The following is a 15,662-nucleotide window of genomic DNA, read 5'->3' as shown; positions in this document are numbered from 1 at the left end:
CGTCAAGAACGTGGCGTCGGTGACCACCGCCGTGTCGATTTTGCACTGTTTTCGCCCGTCCGCGCAGGCTAACAACATCTCAAGAAGATAATTGGTCAGATTCTAAGGAGAAGAACGCAGATGAAGGTACTCGTACCCGTCAAGCGCGTGATCGACTACAACGTGAAGGTTCGTGTCAAAGCGGACGGATCAGGTGTCGATCTTGCAAACGTCAAAATGTCGATGAACCCATTCGACGAAATCGCTGTCGAAGAGGCGATCCGCCTACGCGAAGCGGGCAAAGTCGAAGAAGTGATCGCCGTTTCCATCGGTGTTAAGCAGAGCCAAGAAACGCTGCGCACGGCCCTAGCGATGGGCGCTGACCGCGCCATTCTGGTTGTCGCAACTGATGACGTGCACACCGACATCGAGCCACTGGCCGTGGCCAAGATCATTGCCGCGATTGTCAAAGAAGAGCAGCCAGGCTTGGTTCTTTGTGGCAAGCAAGCGATTGACAACGACATGAACGCCACGGGTCAGATGATCTCTGCGCTTTTGGGATGGTCGCAAGCGACATTCGCATCCGAAGTTGATATCGAAGGCGATCACGCAACTGTCACCCGCGAAGTTGACGGTGGTTTGCAGACGATCAAGGTGAAAATGCCAACGATCATCACTGTTGATTTGCGCCTGAACGACCCACGTTATGCGTCTTTGCCAAACATCATGAAGGCCAAGAAAAAGCCTTTGGATGAAAAGACACCCGCAGACTACGGCGTCGACGTCACACCGCGTCTAAGCGTTGTGAGCACAACAGAACCCGAGACCCGCAAGGCAGGTATCATTGTTGGTTCGGTAGACGAACTTGTTGAGAAACTTAAAGAAGCGGGGGCTGTATAATGGCTGTACTTCTGATTGGCGAAGTCACCGACGGCGCATTGGCCGTTGATGCGACCGCAAAAGCCGTCACTGCGGCAATGGCACTTGGCGATGTCACAGTACTTTGCGCAGGCGCTACAGCGAAAGCTGCGGCAGAAGAGGCTGCAAAGATCGATGGTGTTTCCAAGGTGCTTTGCGCTGAAGATGCCGCTCTTGGCCACCGTTTGGCCGAGCCAACTGCAGACCTGATTGTTTCGCTTGCGGGCGACTATACACATATCGCAGCACCCGGCACGACGGACGCGAAGAACGTAATGCCGCGAGTTGCCGCATTACTTGATGCGATGGTCATTTCTGAAGTGACGGCCGTCATCGACGCCGATACATTCGAACGTCCGATTTACGCGGGTAACGCGATCCAGACTGTCAAATCTTCTGACGCGATCAAAGTTATGACGATCCGTACAGCAGGTTATGATGCCGCTGGCATGGGCGGCTCTGCTCCGATCGAGAATATCGGGGCTGCAGGCAACCCTGGCTTGTCCGAATGGATCGAAGACAAAGTCGCTACTTCTGACCGTCCAGAACTCACATCGGCAGGTGTTGTCGTATCTGGCGGTCGCGGCGTTGGATCAGAAGAAGATTTCGCATTGATCGAAGCCCTAGCCGACAAACTGAATGCGGCTGTGGGTGCATCCCGCGCGGCGGTCGACAGTGGCTATGCGCCAAACGATTGGCAGGTCGGACAAACTGGCAAAGTTGTCGCCCCTGACCTTTATGTCGCCGTCGGAATTTCTGGTGCGATCCAGCATTTGGCAGGCATGAAAGACAGCAAGATCATCGTCGCAATCAACAAAGACGAAGAGGCGCCAATCTTCCAAGTCGCCGACTTCGGTTTGGTTGCTGACTTGTTTGCTGCAGTGCCCGAGCTGACCAGCAAGTTATAGCGCAATAATCATAATAGAATTGAAAGGGCCCGCTCTCACTGACGCGGGCCCTTTTTTGTCAAATCGTATAAAGATGGTCGCGGATTTTCGGGATCAACGCCGCTGCCGCCTCTTTGTGGCATTCAACCCCCAGCATTTCATGCGCCGCCCGTTTCTGTGACGCGGGGTAGATCATGCCATTGGTTCCACGTTTAAGCGCATCACGAGAAGGCTGCGCGATGATCACGTCTTTGACCATTGGGCGCAACTTATCGATCATTTCTTTGGTGATGAACAAAGGGTCGACCTGCATTTGATTCAGCGATGCAGACCAAGGTTCATCCGAAGGCTCACTTTCGGAAAACCAGAAAAGAACGGTGTTCTCGCCAATTTGGTCAAGCAACCGGTGCATCCGCGCCATCCATGCCTCGCGCAATTCATTGACCACGGTCTCAAACCGTTCAATCGATTTGTTCTGCAAAGCACCCAACATGTGTCGCGTGAAAGAGAAGTCGGAAAAATCGACATCATGATAGATCGCCTTGAGTACGGTTGATGCCTGCAAGAACCGATCATTGCGGCGCGAATGAACAGTGAAGAAACGGTTCGACAGTAAATTTGCGCCCATCACCTGCACGATAGTTAATTCTGCGTTTTTACAAATATCCATAACTGTCGCATCGTTCACAAATGCATCAATGCCGCCGTTCACGCAGCCAAAATTGACGCAGGTCTGCCGCATCGCCTTTTCGACAAGCGTCGGAAACGGTTTTTCAACGAACTTGCCATATGTCTCGGTGCCACCCAAAAAGGCCAAATAAGGTTGATCCAGCCTTTTGCGTGGGCCCCGGAACAATACCCGTGACGCCCCATAGCGGCAGGGCGAATACGAGAGTATTTCCGGTTCGAGTACTTCTTGCTTCATGATTCTTGCCCCTTTTGAATTCTACCCGTACCCAAATTCGCGGATTCCCTTTGACAAAATGCTAATGCTCAACTTTGCCTAAATTTTTAGCGCTTGATCTGTCTTGAAGCGCACCCCTGCACAGGCCTATGGTGCAACCAACCGACGAGGGAATGATCATGGCAATTGAACAGGTAGGCATCGTAGGCGCGGGCCAGATGGGCAACGGGATTGCGCATGTCTTTGCCCTTGCCGGGTACGAAGTGTTGATGAACGACATCAGTGGTGATGCCCTCAAGGCGGCAATCGATGTGATTGACCGCAATCTGGAACGCCAGGTCAGCAAAGAGCTGATCACCGAAACCGCAAAATCCGAAGCCCTTGCGCGGATCGGCACGACACAAACGTTAACCGATCTTGGGCAAACCGACCTGATCATCGAAGCCGCGACAGAACGCGAAACAGTCAAGACCGCGATTTTTGAAGACCTCGTGCCGCACCTCAAACCCGACACGATCCTGACATCGAACACGTCGTCCATTTCAATCACACGGCTGGCGTCGCGCACGGACCGCCCCGAGAAATTCATGGGCTTTCACTTTATGAATCCCGTGCCGATCATGCAGCTTGTCGAATTGATCCGCGGGATTGCTACGGACGAGCCGACGTTCAAAGCTTGTCATGCTGTGGTTGAAAGGTTGGGCAAAACATCAGCCACTGCCGAAGATTTCCCCGCGTTTATCGTCAACCGCATCCTGATGCCGATGATCAACGAAGCAATTTATACGCTTTACGAAGGTGTTGGGTCGGTGAAATCCATCGATACATCGCTGAAATTGGGTGCGAACCACCCGATGGGACCACTGGAGTTGGCGGACTTCATCGGCCTAGACACCTGTTTGGCGATCATGAACGTGCTGCATGACGGGCTGGCGGATACCAAATACCGCCCCTGTCCGCTGCTGACAAAATACGTCGAAGCTGGCTGGTTGGGCCGCAAGACAGACCGTGGATTTTACGACTATCGCGGCGAAGTCCCTGTCCCGACGCGCTAGTCTCTCAAATTCAGCGTCACATCGCGCATCCACGCCATAAAGGCGCGGGGATCTTTCAGGCGGTCTTGGACCTCTGCATCGTCAAACGGCGCACCTACGATGGGTTTTTGTGGCTTGCCGCAGGCATTCACGATCTCATGGATCAACAGACTTTGGCGTAATGTCGCCGAGATTTGATTAGCCATTTGATACCAACGCGAATTCGCGCCCGGGAAAAATAGCGGCACAACACGCGCGCCAGATGTGCGGATCATTTTAGCTGTGAACAGGTTCCATTCGTCTTCGACCATAGGGCCGAACATCGTATTTGAGGATGCAACAACACCGGACGGGAACAGGGCGATCAAGCCCCCCTCTTTTAAGTATGCCATCGCTTGCTTGCGCATCTCGACCATCTTGGCCTGCGCGTCTTCTTCATGCGGAAAGGGGACGGGGATCAGGTATTTGCCCGCATCCTCGTCCAGATCTTTTAAGAATGCGCGAACCAGAATGCGGTAATCGGGGCGGACGGACCCGATCAATTCGGCCATGATCAGCCCATCCACCAGCCCATGCGGATGATTTGCAACGACAACAACGGGGCCAGTTTTTGGAATGAGGTCCAGTTGCTCTTGGGGTGTCAATAAATCGATGCCCATGACATCCAGTACGGCACGCCAGAAACCGTGGCCTTGTACTTTGCCGCGCTTTTCGAACTTGCGGATCATACGGAGGATGTGGATTTTGCCAGAACACCATTCGATCGTTTTGATCAGACCGCGCTTGATGGGGCTGTCAAAAGTGCCTGAGTAGGTCAGGTTCTGCCGATCATAAACAGGCGGCGGCTGATCCGATTCAAGTGGAGCGGTTACAGATTTGGGGGTCGATTCGGTCAATTATCTTGTCCTATCCGATCCAAATAACGTCAGTCACCTTCGCCGAATTTATCGACGACAAGGTTCTCAATCGCAGCCGCAAGCGCGTCAGCTTGGGGACCACTGGTTTCCACATCAATAAATGTTCCGATAGATGCTGCCAACATCAAAAGCCCCATGATGCTGTCGCCACCCGTGGTCTCACCGTCTTTACTGACCTTTGCATCGGCATCAAAGCTTTCAACGACCTCAACAAACTTGGCAGATGCGCGCGCGTGGAGACCTTTGATATTCTGGATTTTCAGGCGTTGTTTTGTCATTGCGGCAATCCGCCATTATGGCTGTTGATATATTTGTGAGCCGCCGCAATCGCCGCTTCTACGGCGACTGGCACCGTTGCGTTACGCGATTTTGCAAGTTTGATCAGCATTGGCAGATTGGCACCATAAAGGATGCGGCGATTTTCGGGGCTGCAGGCGCGCAGCGACAGATTTGTCGGCGACCCGCCAAACATATCAGTAACAATCACCACACCATCGCCCGTATCAACAGCGTCAGCGGCATCGCAAATCTCGGTCTGTTTGGCGGCACGATCATCTTCGGGGCCAATGGCAATACTGACCATACCAGGCTGGGGACCGACAACATGTTCAACCGCGGCAAGATACTCTTGCGCAAGCCCACCATGTGCGACGATGACAATACCAATCAAACTGCGTTTTCCTTGCTACCTTGCCCCAAACGACGCTCTAGCTCGCGGTGCCTTTTAGACACATGCCAGCCGTCTTGCGCAAGAGCAGATGCCATCCCCTCGGTCATCATAACAGAGCGGTGTTTGCCGCCCGTACAACCAAATCCGATCGAAAGATGCGCTTTGCCCTCGTCCTTGTGGGCAGGGAGCAACAAATCAATCAACGATTTAACTTGCGAAAAAAACGCCTCAAAACGCGGGTCTGCCGCGACATAAGCGGCCACATCAGGATCACGGCCGTCGCGGGCGCGCAAGGCTTCGTCCCAATGCGGATTCCGTAGGAAACGGCAGTCCATCACGATATCCATGCCGCGGGGTAGCCCGCGTTTATATGAAAACGAATGTAGGGTGACCCCCAGCTTTCCGCCCTCGCCAGTGCCAAACCATTGCTCGATCTCAGCCCGCAAATCATGTGGGGACATGCCGGTCGTTTCAATCAGGACATCAGCGCGGGCGCGGACAGGGACCAGCAATTCACGCTCTGCCGCGATACCCGCCAAAGGGGGCCCCGCGGGGGCTAAGGGGTGGCGTCTGCGTGTCTCGGAGTAGCGTTTGACCAACTCCTCCTCATCGGCATCAAGATAAAGAACCTGTGCTGATATGTCGATTTTGCCTGCAAGCTGGTCAATCGCAGCAATCAGGGCATCCACACCAAAATCGCGGTTACGCACATCAAGGCCCAATGCCAGCGGACGGCCCGGCGGCGGACCTTCTAACAGACGCGGCAAGAGGGACAGCGGAAGATTATCAATCACCTCATATCCCAAATCTTCAAGCGCGTTGATCGCGGTTGAACGGCCTGCGCCGGACGGTCCTGTGACAAGAACAATTGACGGTGACTTGTTTTGAGGGTCGATGGCCCGTTCCGTCATCTATCGCTCCAACCCGATTTGAGGATCTGCATAACTGCTGGGACGAACTGTGGGCCTTCTACGCGCCAGATCAAGGGCAGATTGTATCCCAAAACTGTGGTGTAGCGCCGCGGCGGCAGGCGTTCGGCTTCGGCCTGATCCAGATCGATAACAAAATGGACTTCTGCGGATGATGCGGCGTCTGCAGTCAATATTCCGATACCGCGTGCTTCAATCAGACCAGCCAGCGTAGACGGGCAACTTGCAATAATCTGGCCAGCCGAAATGTCCAAAACCGTGCGGTCATCCGCAATCAAATCACAGCCCAGCGCCATAAGTTGCAAACCGAGCGTCGACTTTCCCGCGCCAGCACGTCCGGTAATCAGTGCAGCCTTGCCTTGCCAAGACACGCAAGTGGCATGCACAGTTTCCGCCATGCTTTATATCGGGATACCAACGACGAAACGCGCGCCCAAAGGCTCTGACGTTGGGTCGGCGTCGGTGGGACGGATGTTCTCTGCCCAGATAACCCCCGCGTGCGCGGTGACGATCTGCTTGGAAATCGCAAGGCCAAGGCCGGAATTATTGCCGAACTGACCGGCGGGACGTTGCGAATAAAACCTCTGGAAAATCTTGGTCAGGGAATCGTCCGGAATGCCAGGTCCGGTATCTTCAACAACGATCAAGACGCGGTTCTTGCGGGTGCGCGCCCAGATACGGATCGCATCACCTTTTTCGCAAAACGAGATCGCATTACTGATCAGATTGACGAAGACCTGCGCCAAACGTCCTTCAAGGCCTTGCACCATAATTGCATCTGCAGGCAGGTCGGCAACAAAATCAACGCCGCGCAGTCTGGCATCCTTGCCCAAGAAATCCGCGATATTACGCAGCATCTGGACCAGATCGAATGTCTCTTCTTCTTCTTTGACCAGCTCACTATCAAGCCGCGATGCGTTAGAGATATCGCTGACCAGTCGATCCAAGCGCTTAACGTCATGCTCGATGATTACCAACAGTTGTTCGCGCTGATCTTCGCGTTTTGCGACACGCATCGTGCCCACTGCAGAACGGAGCGAAGCGAGCGGATTCTTGATCTCATGGGCGACATCTGCGGCAAACTGTTCGTTGCCTTCGATACGTTTGTAAAGGGCGCGAACCATACTGCGCAGCGCGCCTGACAGGCGACCAATCTCGTCGGGCCGGCCGGTAAAATCTGGAATATGCACTTTCACAGGCGACATCTTGCGCGCGTTCTTTTCCTGACTGGCTTCAGCGGCCGTGGCCAATTGTGCAAGGGGGTTGGCGATCGTCGACGCAAGCACAAGGCTTAAGCCGACACTGACCAAGATACCAACCATGAACAGGCGCAAGTATTGCTCGCGTTCGCGACGCACAAGGCTGTCCACTTCGCCGGCAGCTGTGGTGACAGCAATCACACCGACGGCAACACCGTTTCGCAAGATCGGCGTTGTCACGATAAAGCTCGTGTTCCCGCCCATTTTGGACGCCTCTAGCTGCGTGCCTTTCGCAATAGCATTACGGACGTTGTCTTGTGACAGCTGGATCTGCGTGGCTACGGGGTTGGGGTCATTTGTGCCAAAAGGCATCATCGCTGCCGCGCCAGCCCAAAGGTCTGCGAAAAAATCAGTTAAAAAAGTTCCGCCGGTCTGCAGTTCAAGCTCTGCAACCTCGTCTTCGGAAAGCGTGCCTGTGGTACTTGTCACAAAAACCGCGTCCGTTGAAAAAACGGTCACTTGGACACCGCCGCGCAGATCAAGCGCCGCGAGTGTGGCCTCGGGATCAATGCCATCTGCGGACAAAAGGTCAACCGGGGCAATTGTCGGCAAGCGTGCCTCGAAAACATCGGCGATTAATTGTGCTTCGTTAACCAAACCCTTGGCACGTTGGAACGCAAGACTGTCACGAGACGGGCTAAGGTAAAGCACGCCGGCAATCAGCAGGATCAAGGCAACAAGATTAAAAGTGACGATCTTGCGCGCGATCGGAGAGTGCCGCAAAGTGGCCAACCGGCCGCGCTGCACGGTTTCAACATCGACGCTGTTCGCACCAACCCAGTCGTCACCTAACACAAGGTCCGGTGTCTGGGCCGCCGCACGAACTGATTTCAGGTCGCGCACGTCAATTTTCGGCGCTGCAGTCATGATTTACTCTTCGTTGTAGCGGTAGCCGATACCATACAGCGTTTCGATCGCTGAAAATTCACCGTCTGTGTTGCGCATCTTTTTGCGCAGCCGCTTGATATGGCTGTCGATTGTGCGGTCATCCACGTAAACTTGGTCGTCATAAGCCACGTCCATCAGCTGATCGCGGCTTTTGACAAAGCCGGGACGCTGCGCGAGTGCTTGCAGTAGCAAAAATTCGGTTACAGTAAGTGATACGTCTTGGCCTTTCCATTTCACCGCGTGGCGCAGTGGGTCCATCACCAGCTCTCCGCGGATCATGACCTTCGTTTCCTCTGTTTCTTCGATCTCCTCGCCCGCGAGTGCATCTTGACGACGCAACAGGGCGCGAATCCGTTCCACTAATAAACGCTGGGAAAATGGCTTTTTTACGTAATCATCTGCGCCCATTCTAAGGCCAAGCACTTCGTCGATTTCGTCGTCCTTGGACGTCAAGAAAATAACGGGCATCGCGGTCTTTTGGCGCAGTCGTTGGAGCAGGTCCATGCCGTCCATACGCGGCATTTTTATGTCCAAAACAGCCATGTCCGGCATGCGTTTGTTGAAAGCATCCAAAGCTGACTGACCGTCGTTGTAGGTCTCGACCTCGAACCCTTCGGCCTCAAGTGTCATCACAACGGACGTAAGAATGTTCCGGTCGTCATCTACTAATGCAATTCTGGACATACAACATTTCCTTGAAATCTGGCGTGCCAAAAATACGGCACCGTTTTCCCCTTTTTATCCAAGCGAATCAACCGTTAACTCAATTCACGCCATAATCCTGCCTTAATTGGTTCATTTTTGCCAATGCTTCGCAATTTCTTGGAGCATTGCCGCCTATCTCTCGCGCTGATTGCGCTAACATGGAAATGGTTGCGCTAACGATGCCAGCATGGGGTATCGGCTTTTCAAAACTTGGTGCTATTGAGGGGCATCGCTAGCCATTTCGGCCTCACACATGAAGGAGCGAACCCATGGACCACGGTACGGTCAACCCATCGATGAAACTTGAAGATCAAGGCATCAAAGGGCTGGGTTATGTGTATTACAACCACTCTGAAGCTGAATTGCAGGAAGCCGCAGTCGCTGCAGGCGAAGGTGTGACCGGTAAGGGCGGAACGTTCCTTGTCACCACTGGCAAGCACACTGGTCGTTCGCCCAAAGATAAGTTCGTGGTCAAGACACCCGACGTTGAAGATACAATCTGGTGGGAAAATAACCCGCCTATGGACATGGATATGTTCGACGTTCTGTACGCCGACATGTTGGCGCATATGAAGGGCGGCACCTATAACGTCCAAGATTTGTTCGGCGGCGCTGATCCGGCGCACCGTCTTGATGTGCGTGTTGTTACCGAACTTACGTGGCATGGCCTTTTCATCCGTCACTTGCTGCGTCGTCCTGATGCGTCAGAACTGACCAGCTTTGTGCCAGACTTCACAATCATCAACTGCCCCAGCTTCAAAGCGGACCCCGCCAAACATGGTTGCCGCTCTGAAACAGTGATCGCGATGAACTTTGCTAAAAAGCTGATCTTGATCGGCGGCACGGAATACGCTGGCGAGAACAAGAAATCCGTCTTTACGCTGCTGAACTACCTGCTGCCTGAAAAGGGCATTATGCCGATGCACTGCTCTGCCAACCACGCACCGGGCAATCCGGTCGATACGGCTGTGTTCTTTGGGCTGTCCGGCACTGGCAAGACAACACTGTCCGCCGACCCGACACGCGTATTGATCGGTGACGACGAACACGGCTGGTCTGATCGCGGTACCTTTAACTTTGAAGGTGGGTGCTACGCCAAGACCATCGGCCTTGATCCAAAGGCAGAGCCTGAAATCTACGCCACCTGTTCCATGCCGCACACAGTCATCGAGAACATGGTTTTTGATCCAGACACCCTCGAGCTGGATTTCGAAGATGACAGCCTGACGGCCAACATGCGCTGCGCCTACCCGCTGAACTACATCTCGAACGCGTCTGAAACAGCGCTTGGTGGGCATCCAAAGAACATCATCATGCTAACATGCGACGCATTCGGCGTGCTGCCCCCTATTGCGCGGCTGACACCAGCGCAGGCCATGTACCACTTCTTGTCTGGCTTCACGTCCAAAGTTGCAGGCACAGAGCGTGGCGTGACTGAACCAGAACCCACTTTCAGCACCTGCTTTGGTGCGCCCTTCATGCCGCGCCGCCCAGAGGTTTACGGCAACCTGCTGCGTAGCAAAATCGCCAGCCATGGGGCGACTTGCTGGTTGGTGAATACCGGCTGGACGGGTGGGGCGTATGGCACGGGATCACGGATGCCAATCAAAGCAACACGTGCACTGTTGACCGCAGCCTTAGATGGGACATTGATCGAAAGCACCTTCCGCAAGGACCATAACTTTGGCTTCGAAGTCCCTATCTCCGTCGACGGTGTGGATGACGGGCTATTGAACCCGCGCGATACATGGGCAGATAAGGCAGGCTATGACGCGCAAGCCGCCAAGCTGGTGTCGATGTTTAGCGACAACTTTGAGAAGTACGTGCCGTTCATTGATGATGACGTCAAAGCAGCAGCGATTGGTTGAATAAAGTAAGGTGGGTCTTGATCCACCTTACCCCATCACACCACGGCGAATCAGGTTCGCGCCTGCGATAATCAAGACGAGCAATGTGATCCGTCGAAACCGTTCCTGATCAAACCGATCACCCAACTTGAACCCCAACCACATGCCAATCAATGCCGGCACCACGAGAATGGCTGAAAAGCCCCACGTTTCGGCGTTCAATATGCCTGACTTCAGATGACCCGCCAAAAGCATCACAGAGCCAAGCCCGTAAATGACCCCCTGCACGGCCATCTGCCGCTCACGCGGCGTATTCAGCGCCAAAAGATATAACACTGTCGGCGGACCCCATGTGCCTGCAAGACCGCCCAGAATACCCGACAACGTCCCCGCAACCCACTCAAACGGGCGCCGCCAGCGCGGTGTGATCTGTGGTCGCCAGCCGACCAATTGAATGAGGCACAGCACGACAACCGGAACACCCAGCACAATAAACATCGTATCAGCCGGGATGCGCCGCACAAACTGGGCGGCGACCAAAATCATGATGCAAACCAACAGCACATAACGCCAATGTTCTTCCAAAGCCGCCCGCGCAGGGCCAAGCCCAGCCCGAGCAACCTGCAAGAAGTTCGTGGTCACAATCGGAATGATAATGCCTGCCACGACCAATTCAGGCGCGATGAAAATTCCCATCCCCGAAATCATGATCAGCGGCATGGCGAACCCAACGGCACCTTTGACAAATCCGCCCAGCATCGTCACGCAGCACGCGAAAATGAACAAAGCAGGGGTCAGCATGGAAAGAAATTCAGGCATAGCCTTACTTACGACATTGCGTGAGACGCGCCAGCCCCAAAATCCGCTGCGACACTTTTGTGCGCCATTTGATATCGGGACAAACAATTATTGCGCTGCAGTTGCAAAGTGATTATCTCTGCACCTGCACATTGATAGGAGTCGCATAATGCCGCATGATGGTCAGGACATGACGTTGAACCAAAACCCTGTACTGGCTGACTTGCTGTCATTGACCGCTGCTGCTTTGCCTGCCGTGGATGATATTGTCGCCCGCGCCAAGAATTCGGTGCGTGCATTGGTGACCGATGGCGAGCGCATTTCCGGCAAGCTGATCGAAGAAAACCAGACTGCCGCGCATGGGTTGGCTTGGCTTGCGACCTACCAGCAAGCACTGCAGCAAATGCAAAATTGGGCTGTGCGTCTGCAAGAACAAGGCAAGTTTGGCGAAGTTGAACAGCTGATCCACCAGATCGCATTCGGCGAATACCTGTGGCAAATCTACGGCGGCATCCCGATGAGCCAAGGCGAGATTATGCGCCTGCAAGACATTGGATTGACCCAGGACGATGCACGCGCTCTGATGCAACCCGCCGTGATGACGCTGACCCAGTCGGGCAACACCCAAGCCGCCCGCATGCGCCTTGTCACCCTGATGCAAGAACAGTCGGCAAATATCACCGTCGGTGCGTCCGGCCTTGATGACGAGCTTGAGATGATCCGCGAACAGTTCCGCCGTTTCAGCATTGAGCGGGTCGAGCCGGATGCGCACGACTGGCACCTGAAAGACGAATTGATCCCACTGGAGATCATCGACGAGATGGCTGAAATGGGCGTCTTTGGCCTGACCATCCCCGAAGAATACGGTGGCTTTGGCCTCACCAAAGCATCCATGTGTGTTGTGTCAGAAGAGCTTTCACGCGGCTATATCGGCGTCGGCTCTCTTGCGACTCGGTCCGAGATCGCAGCAGAATTGATCCTTTGCGGCGGTACCGAAGAGCAAAAGCAGAAATGGTTGCCCGGCTTGGCATCTGCCGAAATTCTGCCAACGGCCGTGTTTACCGAACCTAATACCGGCTCTGACCTTGGCAGCTTGCGCACGCGTGCGGTCAAGAAAGGCGACGATTGGGAAGTCACAGGCAACAAAACCTGGATCACCCACGCGACCCGCACTCATGTCATGACGATGCTGGCGCGCACCGATCCAGGCACAACAGACTATCGCGGCCTGTCGATGTTCTTGGCTGAAAAGACCTCCGGTACAGAAGAAGACCCCTTCCCCACCCCCGGCATGACGGGCGGAGAGATCGAAGTTCTGGGTTACCGCGGCATGAAAGAATACGAACTGGCATTCGACGGCTTTGCGATCAAAGGCGAGAACCTTTTGGGCAATGAAACCGGCAAAGGCTTTAAGCAGCTGATGCAGACGTTTGAATCTGCGCGCATCCAGACAGCAGCCCGCGCTGTTGGCGTGGCACAGTCTGCGTTGGACGTGGGCATGCAATACGCCCAAGACCGCAAACAATTCGGCAAATCCCTGATCGAATTCCCGCGCGTTGGTGGAAAGTTGGCGATGATGGCCGTCGAGATTATGGTCGCACGTCAATTGACGTACTTCAGCGCCGATGAAAAAGACAATGACCGCCGCTGCGATCTTGAGGCGGGCATGGCGAAGCTTTTGGGCGCCCGTATCGCGTGGGCCTGCGCCGACAACGCGCTGCAAATCCACGGTGGCAACGGTTTTGCACTGGAATACAAAGTAAGCCGGATCTTGTGCGACGCGCGCATCCTGAACATCTTTGAAGGTGCGGCTGAAATTCAAGCACAAGTCATTGCACGCCGCCTGCTTGATTGAGGGCAACCTCCTGCTAAGTGGCAAACCAGCGCACGAGTAGGAGCTTTTCCATGACCAAGACCGTCCTTTTGACCGGAGCCTCTGGCTACATCGCCAAGCACATCGCACTGCAACTGCTTGAAGCAGGGTATCATGTGCGCGGCACCGTCCGTGACCTTGGTCGCGGGGCAGAAGTAACCGAAGCGGTCCGCCCACAGCTGAGTGACGACAGCGATCTCGCGGTGCGGCTGACATTTGTCATACTCGACTTGACTGAGGACGCAGGCTGGACCGACGCAATGAACGGCGTCGACGTGCTGATGCACACCGCGTCGCCGTTCCCATTGGACCAACCCAAACACGAAGATGATTTAATCCGCCCTGCCGTTGACGGGGCCATGCGTGCGTTGCGGGCAGCCCATGCTGCGGGGATCACCCGCGTGGTGCTGACATCCTCGACGGCGGCGATCAGTGGCTCTGCCTTGCCCGCAGGCGATACATCATTCGATGAAACAAACTGGACAGACCCCACCGATCCTGACGTGGCGGCATATGCGCGGTCAAAAACCTTGGCCGAACAAGCGGCTTGGGATTTTGTGCGCAATGACGCACCCGACATGAATCTCACAACAATCAATCCGGGCTTTGTGTTGGGCGCACCCTTGGACCAACACTTTGGCTCATCAATTCAGGTAATCGAACGTCTGCTGCGCGGCAAAGATCCGATGTTGCCTGATATCGGCTTCGCAACGGTAGACGTTTTAGATGTGGCAGAGATGCATGTCATGGTGATCGAAAAGCCCGAAACCTTTGGCCAACGGATCATGGCAGTCGACAGCTTTCAGAGCTTCAAAGACCTCGCGCAGGCTGTAAAGATTGCCTTTCCCGACCGGAAAATGCCAACCCGCGTAGCGCCAAACTTCTTGATCCGTCTCTTGGCGCGGTTTGATCCAACAATAAAATCAATAGTGCCAAACCTTGGACGTGTCGACAAGATCGACAATGCACGTGCGCTTGCAACTGTCGGGCGCGGGATGCGGCAAGCCCGCAAAGCGGCGGTTTCGTCTGCCAAATATCTGATCGATAACAAGCTGGTCTAGTCCGGCGCGCCACGTGCGATGACCTCGACCAGACGCGCCCTTGCAGGTGGCAATGGCCGATCGCCCAGCCCTTTGATCAACTTGTTTTCAATGAAAAAACCCGTTGTTCCTAAAGCGAGCGCAATCTCTGAATGGGTCGCGTCACCTTTGCCCGCCAAGACAGGCGGCAAGGGTAACATACGGTCTGCCCACTCGCCCGCGCCTTGACGGCTGACCGCGCGGCCTGATTTTGGCGACACGTAGATTAGTTCTTCATTCACCCCACGCACGGCACAGGCGGATAAATCCAAGCCGAAACCCATTTCCTCCAGCAAGGCCTGCTCCCACCGCAGATAAGCGAGCGGCCAAACGTCGGATTGCCCCAGCAGATCCAGCAACCCAATTGTGCGGTCATAGAGCGGGCGATGGGCCTCGCGTTCGGGTAGAACCATGACTAACAGACCACAAACCGCATTGAGCCCAGCAAGAGCAAGCCTGTCACCCATAGCGGCGGCGGCACGACTACGGATCGGCTCAACCGTGAAGCTGCCCAGATGGCTATCCAAACGCGCCTTCCAAGTGACCGACAGTTGGGCACCGGGTTGCAATAATGGGGCAACCTTGCGACTGGTCCCACCACGCACAACACCGGCATGGCGGCCATGCGTTTCGCTAAATACCTCGATGATGACCGACGTCTCGCCAAAGGGGCGCGCAGCTAGCAAAGCGGCGTCGTCTTGCCATTCAATCATTTGAAATTGTCCCGCACATGGATGCATAACAGACCGGACATCGCGCAGTTACAAGAGGCAGCGTGTATTGATAGAGCAGATGCCTCCGGCGGGAGTTTAAACAGCAAGATGATAACGGTTCTTTAACCATACTAGCGCATAGAGATATTGCGGTCCCAGGCTGGAGAGCGGAAGATCGTGCAAGGTGATGAGAGAACTCTCGTTTCTTTTAGGGCAAGGTGGTGTTCATCATCTTGCCCTTTAAACTCCCGCCGGAGGCAAG

The 15,662-nt window shown here is 54.6% G+C and carries 16 protein-coding genes; 6 read left to right on the top strand and 10 right to left on the bottom strand.

Annotation, left to right across the window (positions count from 1 at the left end):
- The first annotated feature begins 120 nt into the window (after nucleotides 1-120).
- The gene (locus QZ197_RS08640; protein WP_296431485.1) at nucleotides 121-879 is read left to right on the top strand and encodes an electron transfer flavoprotein subunit beta/FixA family protein; all 759 of its coding nucleotides are present in this window, start codon (nucleotides 121-123) and stop codon (nucleotides 877-879) included.
- Nucleotides 879-1,805, top strand: coding sequence for an FAD-binding protein (locus QZ197_RS08635; protein WP_296431484.1), 927 nt, complete (start codon nucleotides 879-881; stop codon nucleotides 1,803-1,805). Before QZ197_RS08640 ends, QZ197_RS08635 begins: the two co-directional genes overlap by 1 nt.
- A gap of 58 nt (nucleotides 1,806-1,863) precedes the next feature.
- On the opposite strand, the gene QZ197_RS08630 is transcribed toward QZ197_RS08635, so the two are convergent.
- Nucleotides 1,864-2,709 (bottom strand): DUF6473 family protein, encoded by an 846-nt coding sequence (locus tag QZ197_RS08630; RefSeq protein WP_296431483.1) that lies wholly within the window; start codon nucleotides 2,707-2,709, stop codon nucleotides 1,864-1,866.
- Nucleotides 2,710-2,867: 158 nt separating this feature from the next.
- On the opposite strand from QZ197_RS08630, the gene QZ197_RS08625 reads away from it, so the two are divergent.
- Nucleotides 2,868-3,743 (top strand): 3-hydroxybutyryl-CoA dehydrogenase, encoded by an 876-nt coding sequence (locus tag QZ197_RS08625; protein WP_296431482.1) that lies wholly within the window; start codon nucleotides 2,868-2,870, stop codon nucleotides 3,741-3,743.
- On the opposite strand, the gene QZ197_RS08620 is transcribed toward QZ197_RS08625, so the two are convergent.
- Genes QZ197_RS08620 through QZ197_RS08590 form a run of 7 tightly spaced genes read right to left on the bottom strand, consistent with a single transcriptional unit; the run spans nucleotide 3,740 to nucleotide 9,069 of the window.
- Nucleotides 3,740-4,618: a lysophospholipid acyltransferase family protein gene (locus tag QZ197_RS08620; RefSeq protein ID WP_296431481.1), complete on the bottom strand. Its 879-nt coding sequence runs from the start codon at nucleotides 4,616-4,618 to the stop codon at nucleotides 3,740-3,742. The two genes, QZ197_RS08625 and QZ197_RS08620, sit on opposite strands and share 4 nt — an antisense overlap.
- A 29-nt stretch (nucleotides 4,619-4,647) precedes the next feature.
- Entirely contained in the window at nucleotides 4,648-4,917 is a 270-nt protein-coding gene (locus QZ197_RS08615) for an HPr family phosphocarrier protein (RefSeq protein ID WP_296431480.1), read from the bottom strand.
- Nucleotides 4,914-5,309, bottom strand: coding sequence for a PTS fructose transporter subunit IIA (locus tag QZ197_RS08610; protein ID WP_296431479.1), 396 nt, complete (start codon nucleotides 5,307-5,309; stop codon nucleotides 4,914-4,916). Before QZ197_RS08610 ends, QZ197_RS08615 begins: the two co-directional genes overlap by 4 nt.
- On the bottom strand, nucleotides 5,306-6,220 hold the full coding sequence (rapZ, locus tag QZ197_RS08605) for an RNase adapter RapZ (RefSeq protein ID WP_296431478.1): 915 nt from the start codon (nucleotides 6,218-6,220) through the stop codon (nucleotides 5,306-5,308). The genes QZ197_RS08610 and rapZ overlap by 4 nt, the downstream gene beginning before the upstream one ends.
- Complete coding sequence (locus tag QZ197_RS08600; protein WP_296431477.1) at nucleotides 6,217-6,636, bottom strand: HPr kinase/phosphatase C-terminal domain-containing protein; 420 nt, start codon at nucleotides 6,634-6,636, stop codon at nucleotides 6,217-6,219. The genes rapZ and QZ197_RS08600 overlap by 4 nt, the downstream gene beginning before the upstream one ends.
- Nucleotides 6,637-6,639: 3 nt before the next feature.
- Nucleotides 6,640-8,364, bottom strand: coding sequence for a sensor histidine kinase (locus tag QZ197_RS08595; protein WP_296431476.1), 1,725 nt, complete (start codon nucleotides 8,362-8,364; stop codon nucleotides 6,640-6,642).
- Between the two features lie 3 nt (nucleotides 8,365-8,367).
- The gene (locus tag QZ197_RS08590) at nucleotides 8,368-9,069 is read right to left on the bottom strand and encodes a response regulator transcription factor (RefSeq protein ID WP_296431475.1); all 702 of its coding nucleotides are present in this window, start codon (nucleotides 9,067-9,069) and stop codon (nucleotides 8,368-8,370) included.
- A 290-nt stretch (nucleotides 9,070-9,359) separates the two neighbouring features.
- Here QZ197_RS08590 and QZ197_RS08585 point away from each other — a divergent pair, with 290 nt between their 5' ends.
- Nucleotides 9,360-10,958 (top strand): phosphoenolpyruvate carboxykinase, encoded by a 1,599-nt coding sequence (locus QZ197_RS08585; protein WP_272146557.1) that lies wholly within the window; start codon nucleotides 9,360-9,362, stop codon nucleotides 10,956-10,958.
- 27 nt (nucleotides 10,959-10,985) lie between these two features.
- Here QZ197_RS08585 and QZ197_RS08580 read toward each other — a convergent pair whose 3' ends face one another.
- Nucleotides 10,986-11,756, bottom strand: a complete 771-nt coding sequence (locus tag QZ197_RS08580) for a sulfite exporter TauE/SafE family protein (protein WP_272146558.1) — start codon at nucleotides 11,754-11,756, stop codon at nucleotides 10,986-10,988.
- Nucleotides 11,757-11,904: 148 nt separating this feature from the next.
- Between QZ197_RS08580 and QZ197_RS08575 the strand changes: the two genes are divergently transcribed.
- Both QZ197_RS08575 and QZ197_RS08570 read left to right on the top strand, forming a co-directional pair.
- Nucleotides 11,905-13,590 carry an acyl-CoA dehydrogenase family protein gene (locus tag QZ197_RS08575; protein ID WP_296431474.1) on the top strand — a complete coding sequence of 562 codons (1,686 nt, stop codon included), beginning with the start codon at nucleotides 11,905-11,907 and terminating at the stop codon, nucleotides 13,588-13,590.
- Between the two features lie 50 nt (nucleotides 13,591-13,640).
- On the top strand, nucleotides 13,641-14,669 hold the full coding sequence (locus tag QZ197_RS08570) for an aldehyde reductase (protein ID WP_296431471.1): 1,029 nt from the start codon (nucleotides 13,641-13,643) through the stop codon (nucleotides 14,667-14,669).
- Here QZ197_RS08570 and recO read toward each other — a convergent pair.
- Nucleotides 14,666-15,400 carry a DNA repair protein RecO gene (gene recO, locus QZ197_RS08565; protein ID WP_272146615.1) on the bottom strand — a complete coding sequence of 245 codons (735 nt, stop codon included), beginning with the start codon at nucleotides 15,398-15,400 and terminating at the stop codon, nucleotides 14,666-14,668. The two genes, QZ197_RS08570 and recO, sit on opposite strands and share 4 nt — an antisense overlap.
- Between the last annotated feature and the right edge of the window lie 262 nt (nucleotides 15,401-15,662).

The organism is Yoonia sp. (genome assembly GCF_017854415.1).
In the GTDB taxonomy this organism is placed as follows: domain Bacteria; phylum Pseudomonadota; class Alphaproteobacteria; order Rhodobacterales; family Rhodobacteraceae; genus Yoonia.
The sequence above is the reverse complement of the archived record's forward strand: the minus strand, read 5'-3'. Positions and strand labels throughout refer to the sequence as shown.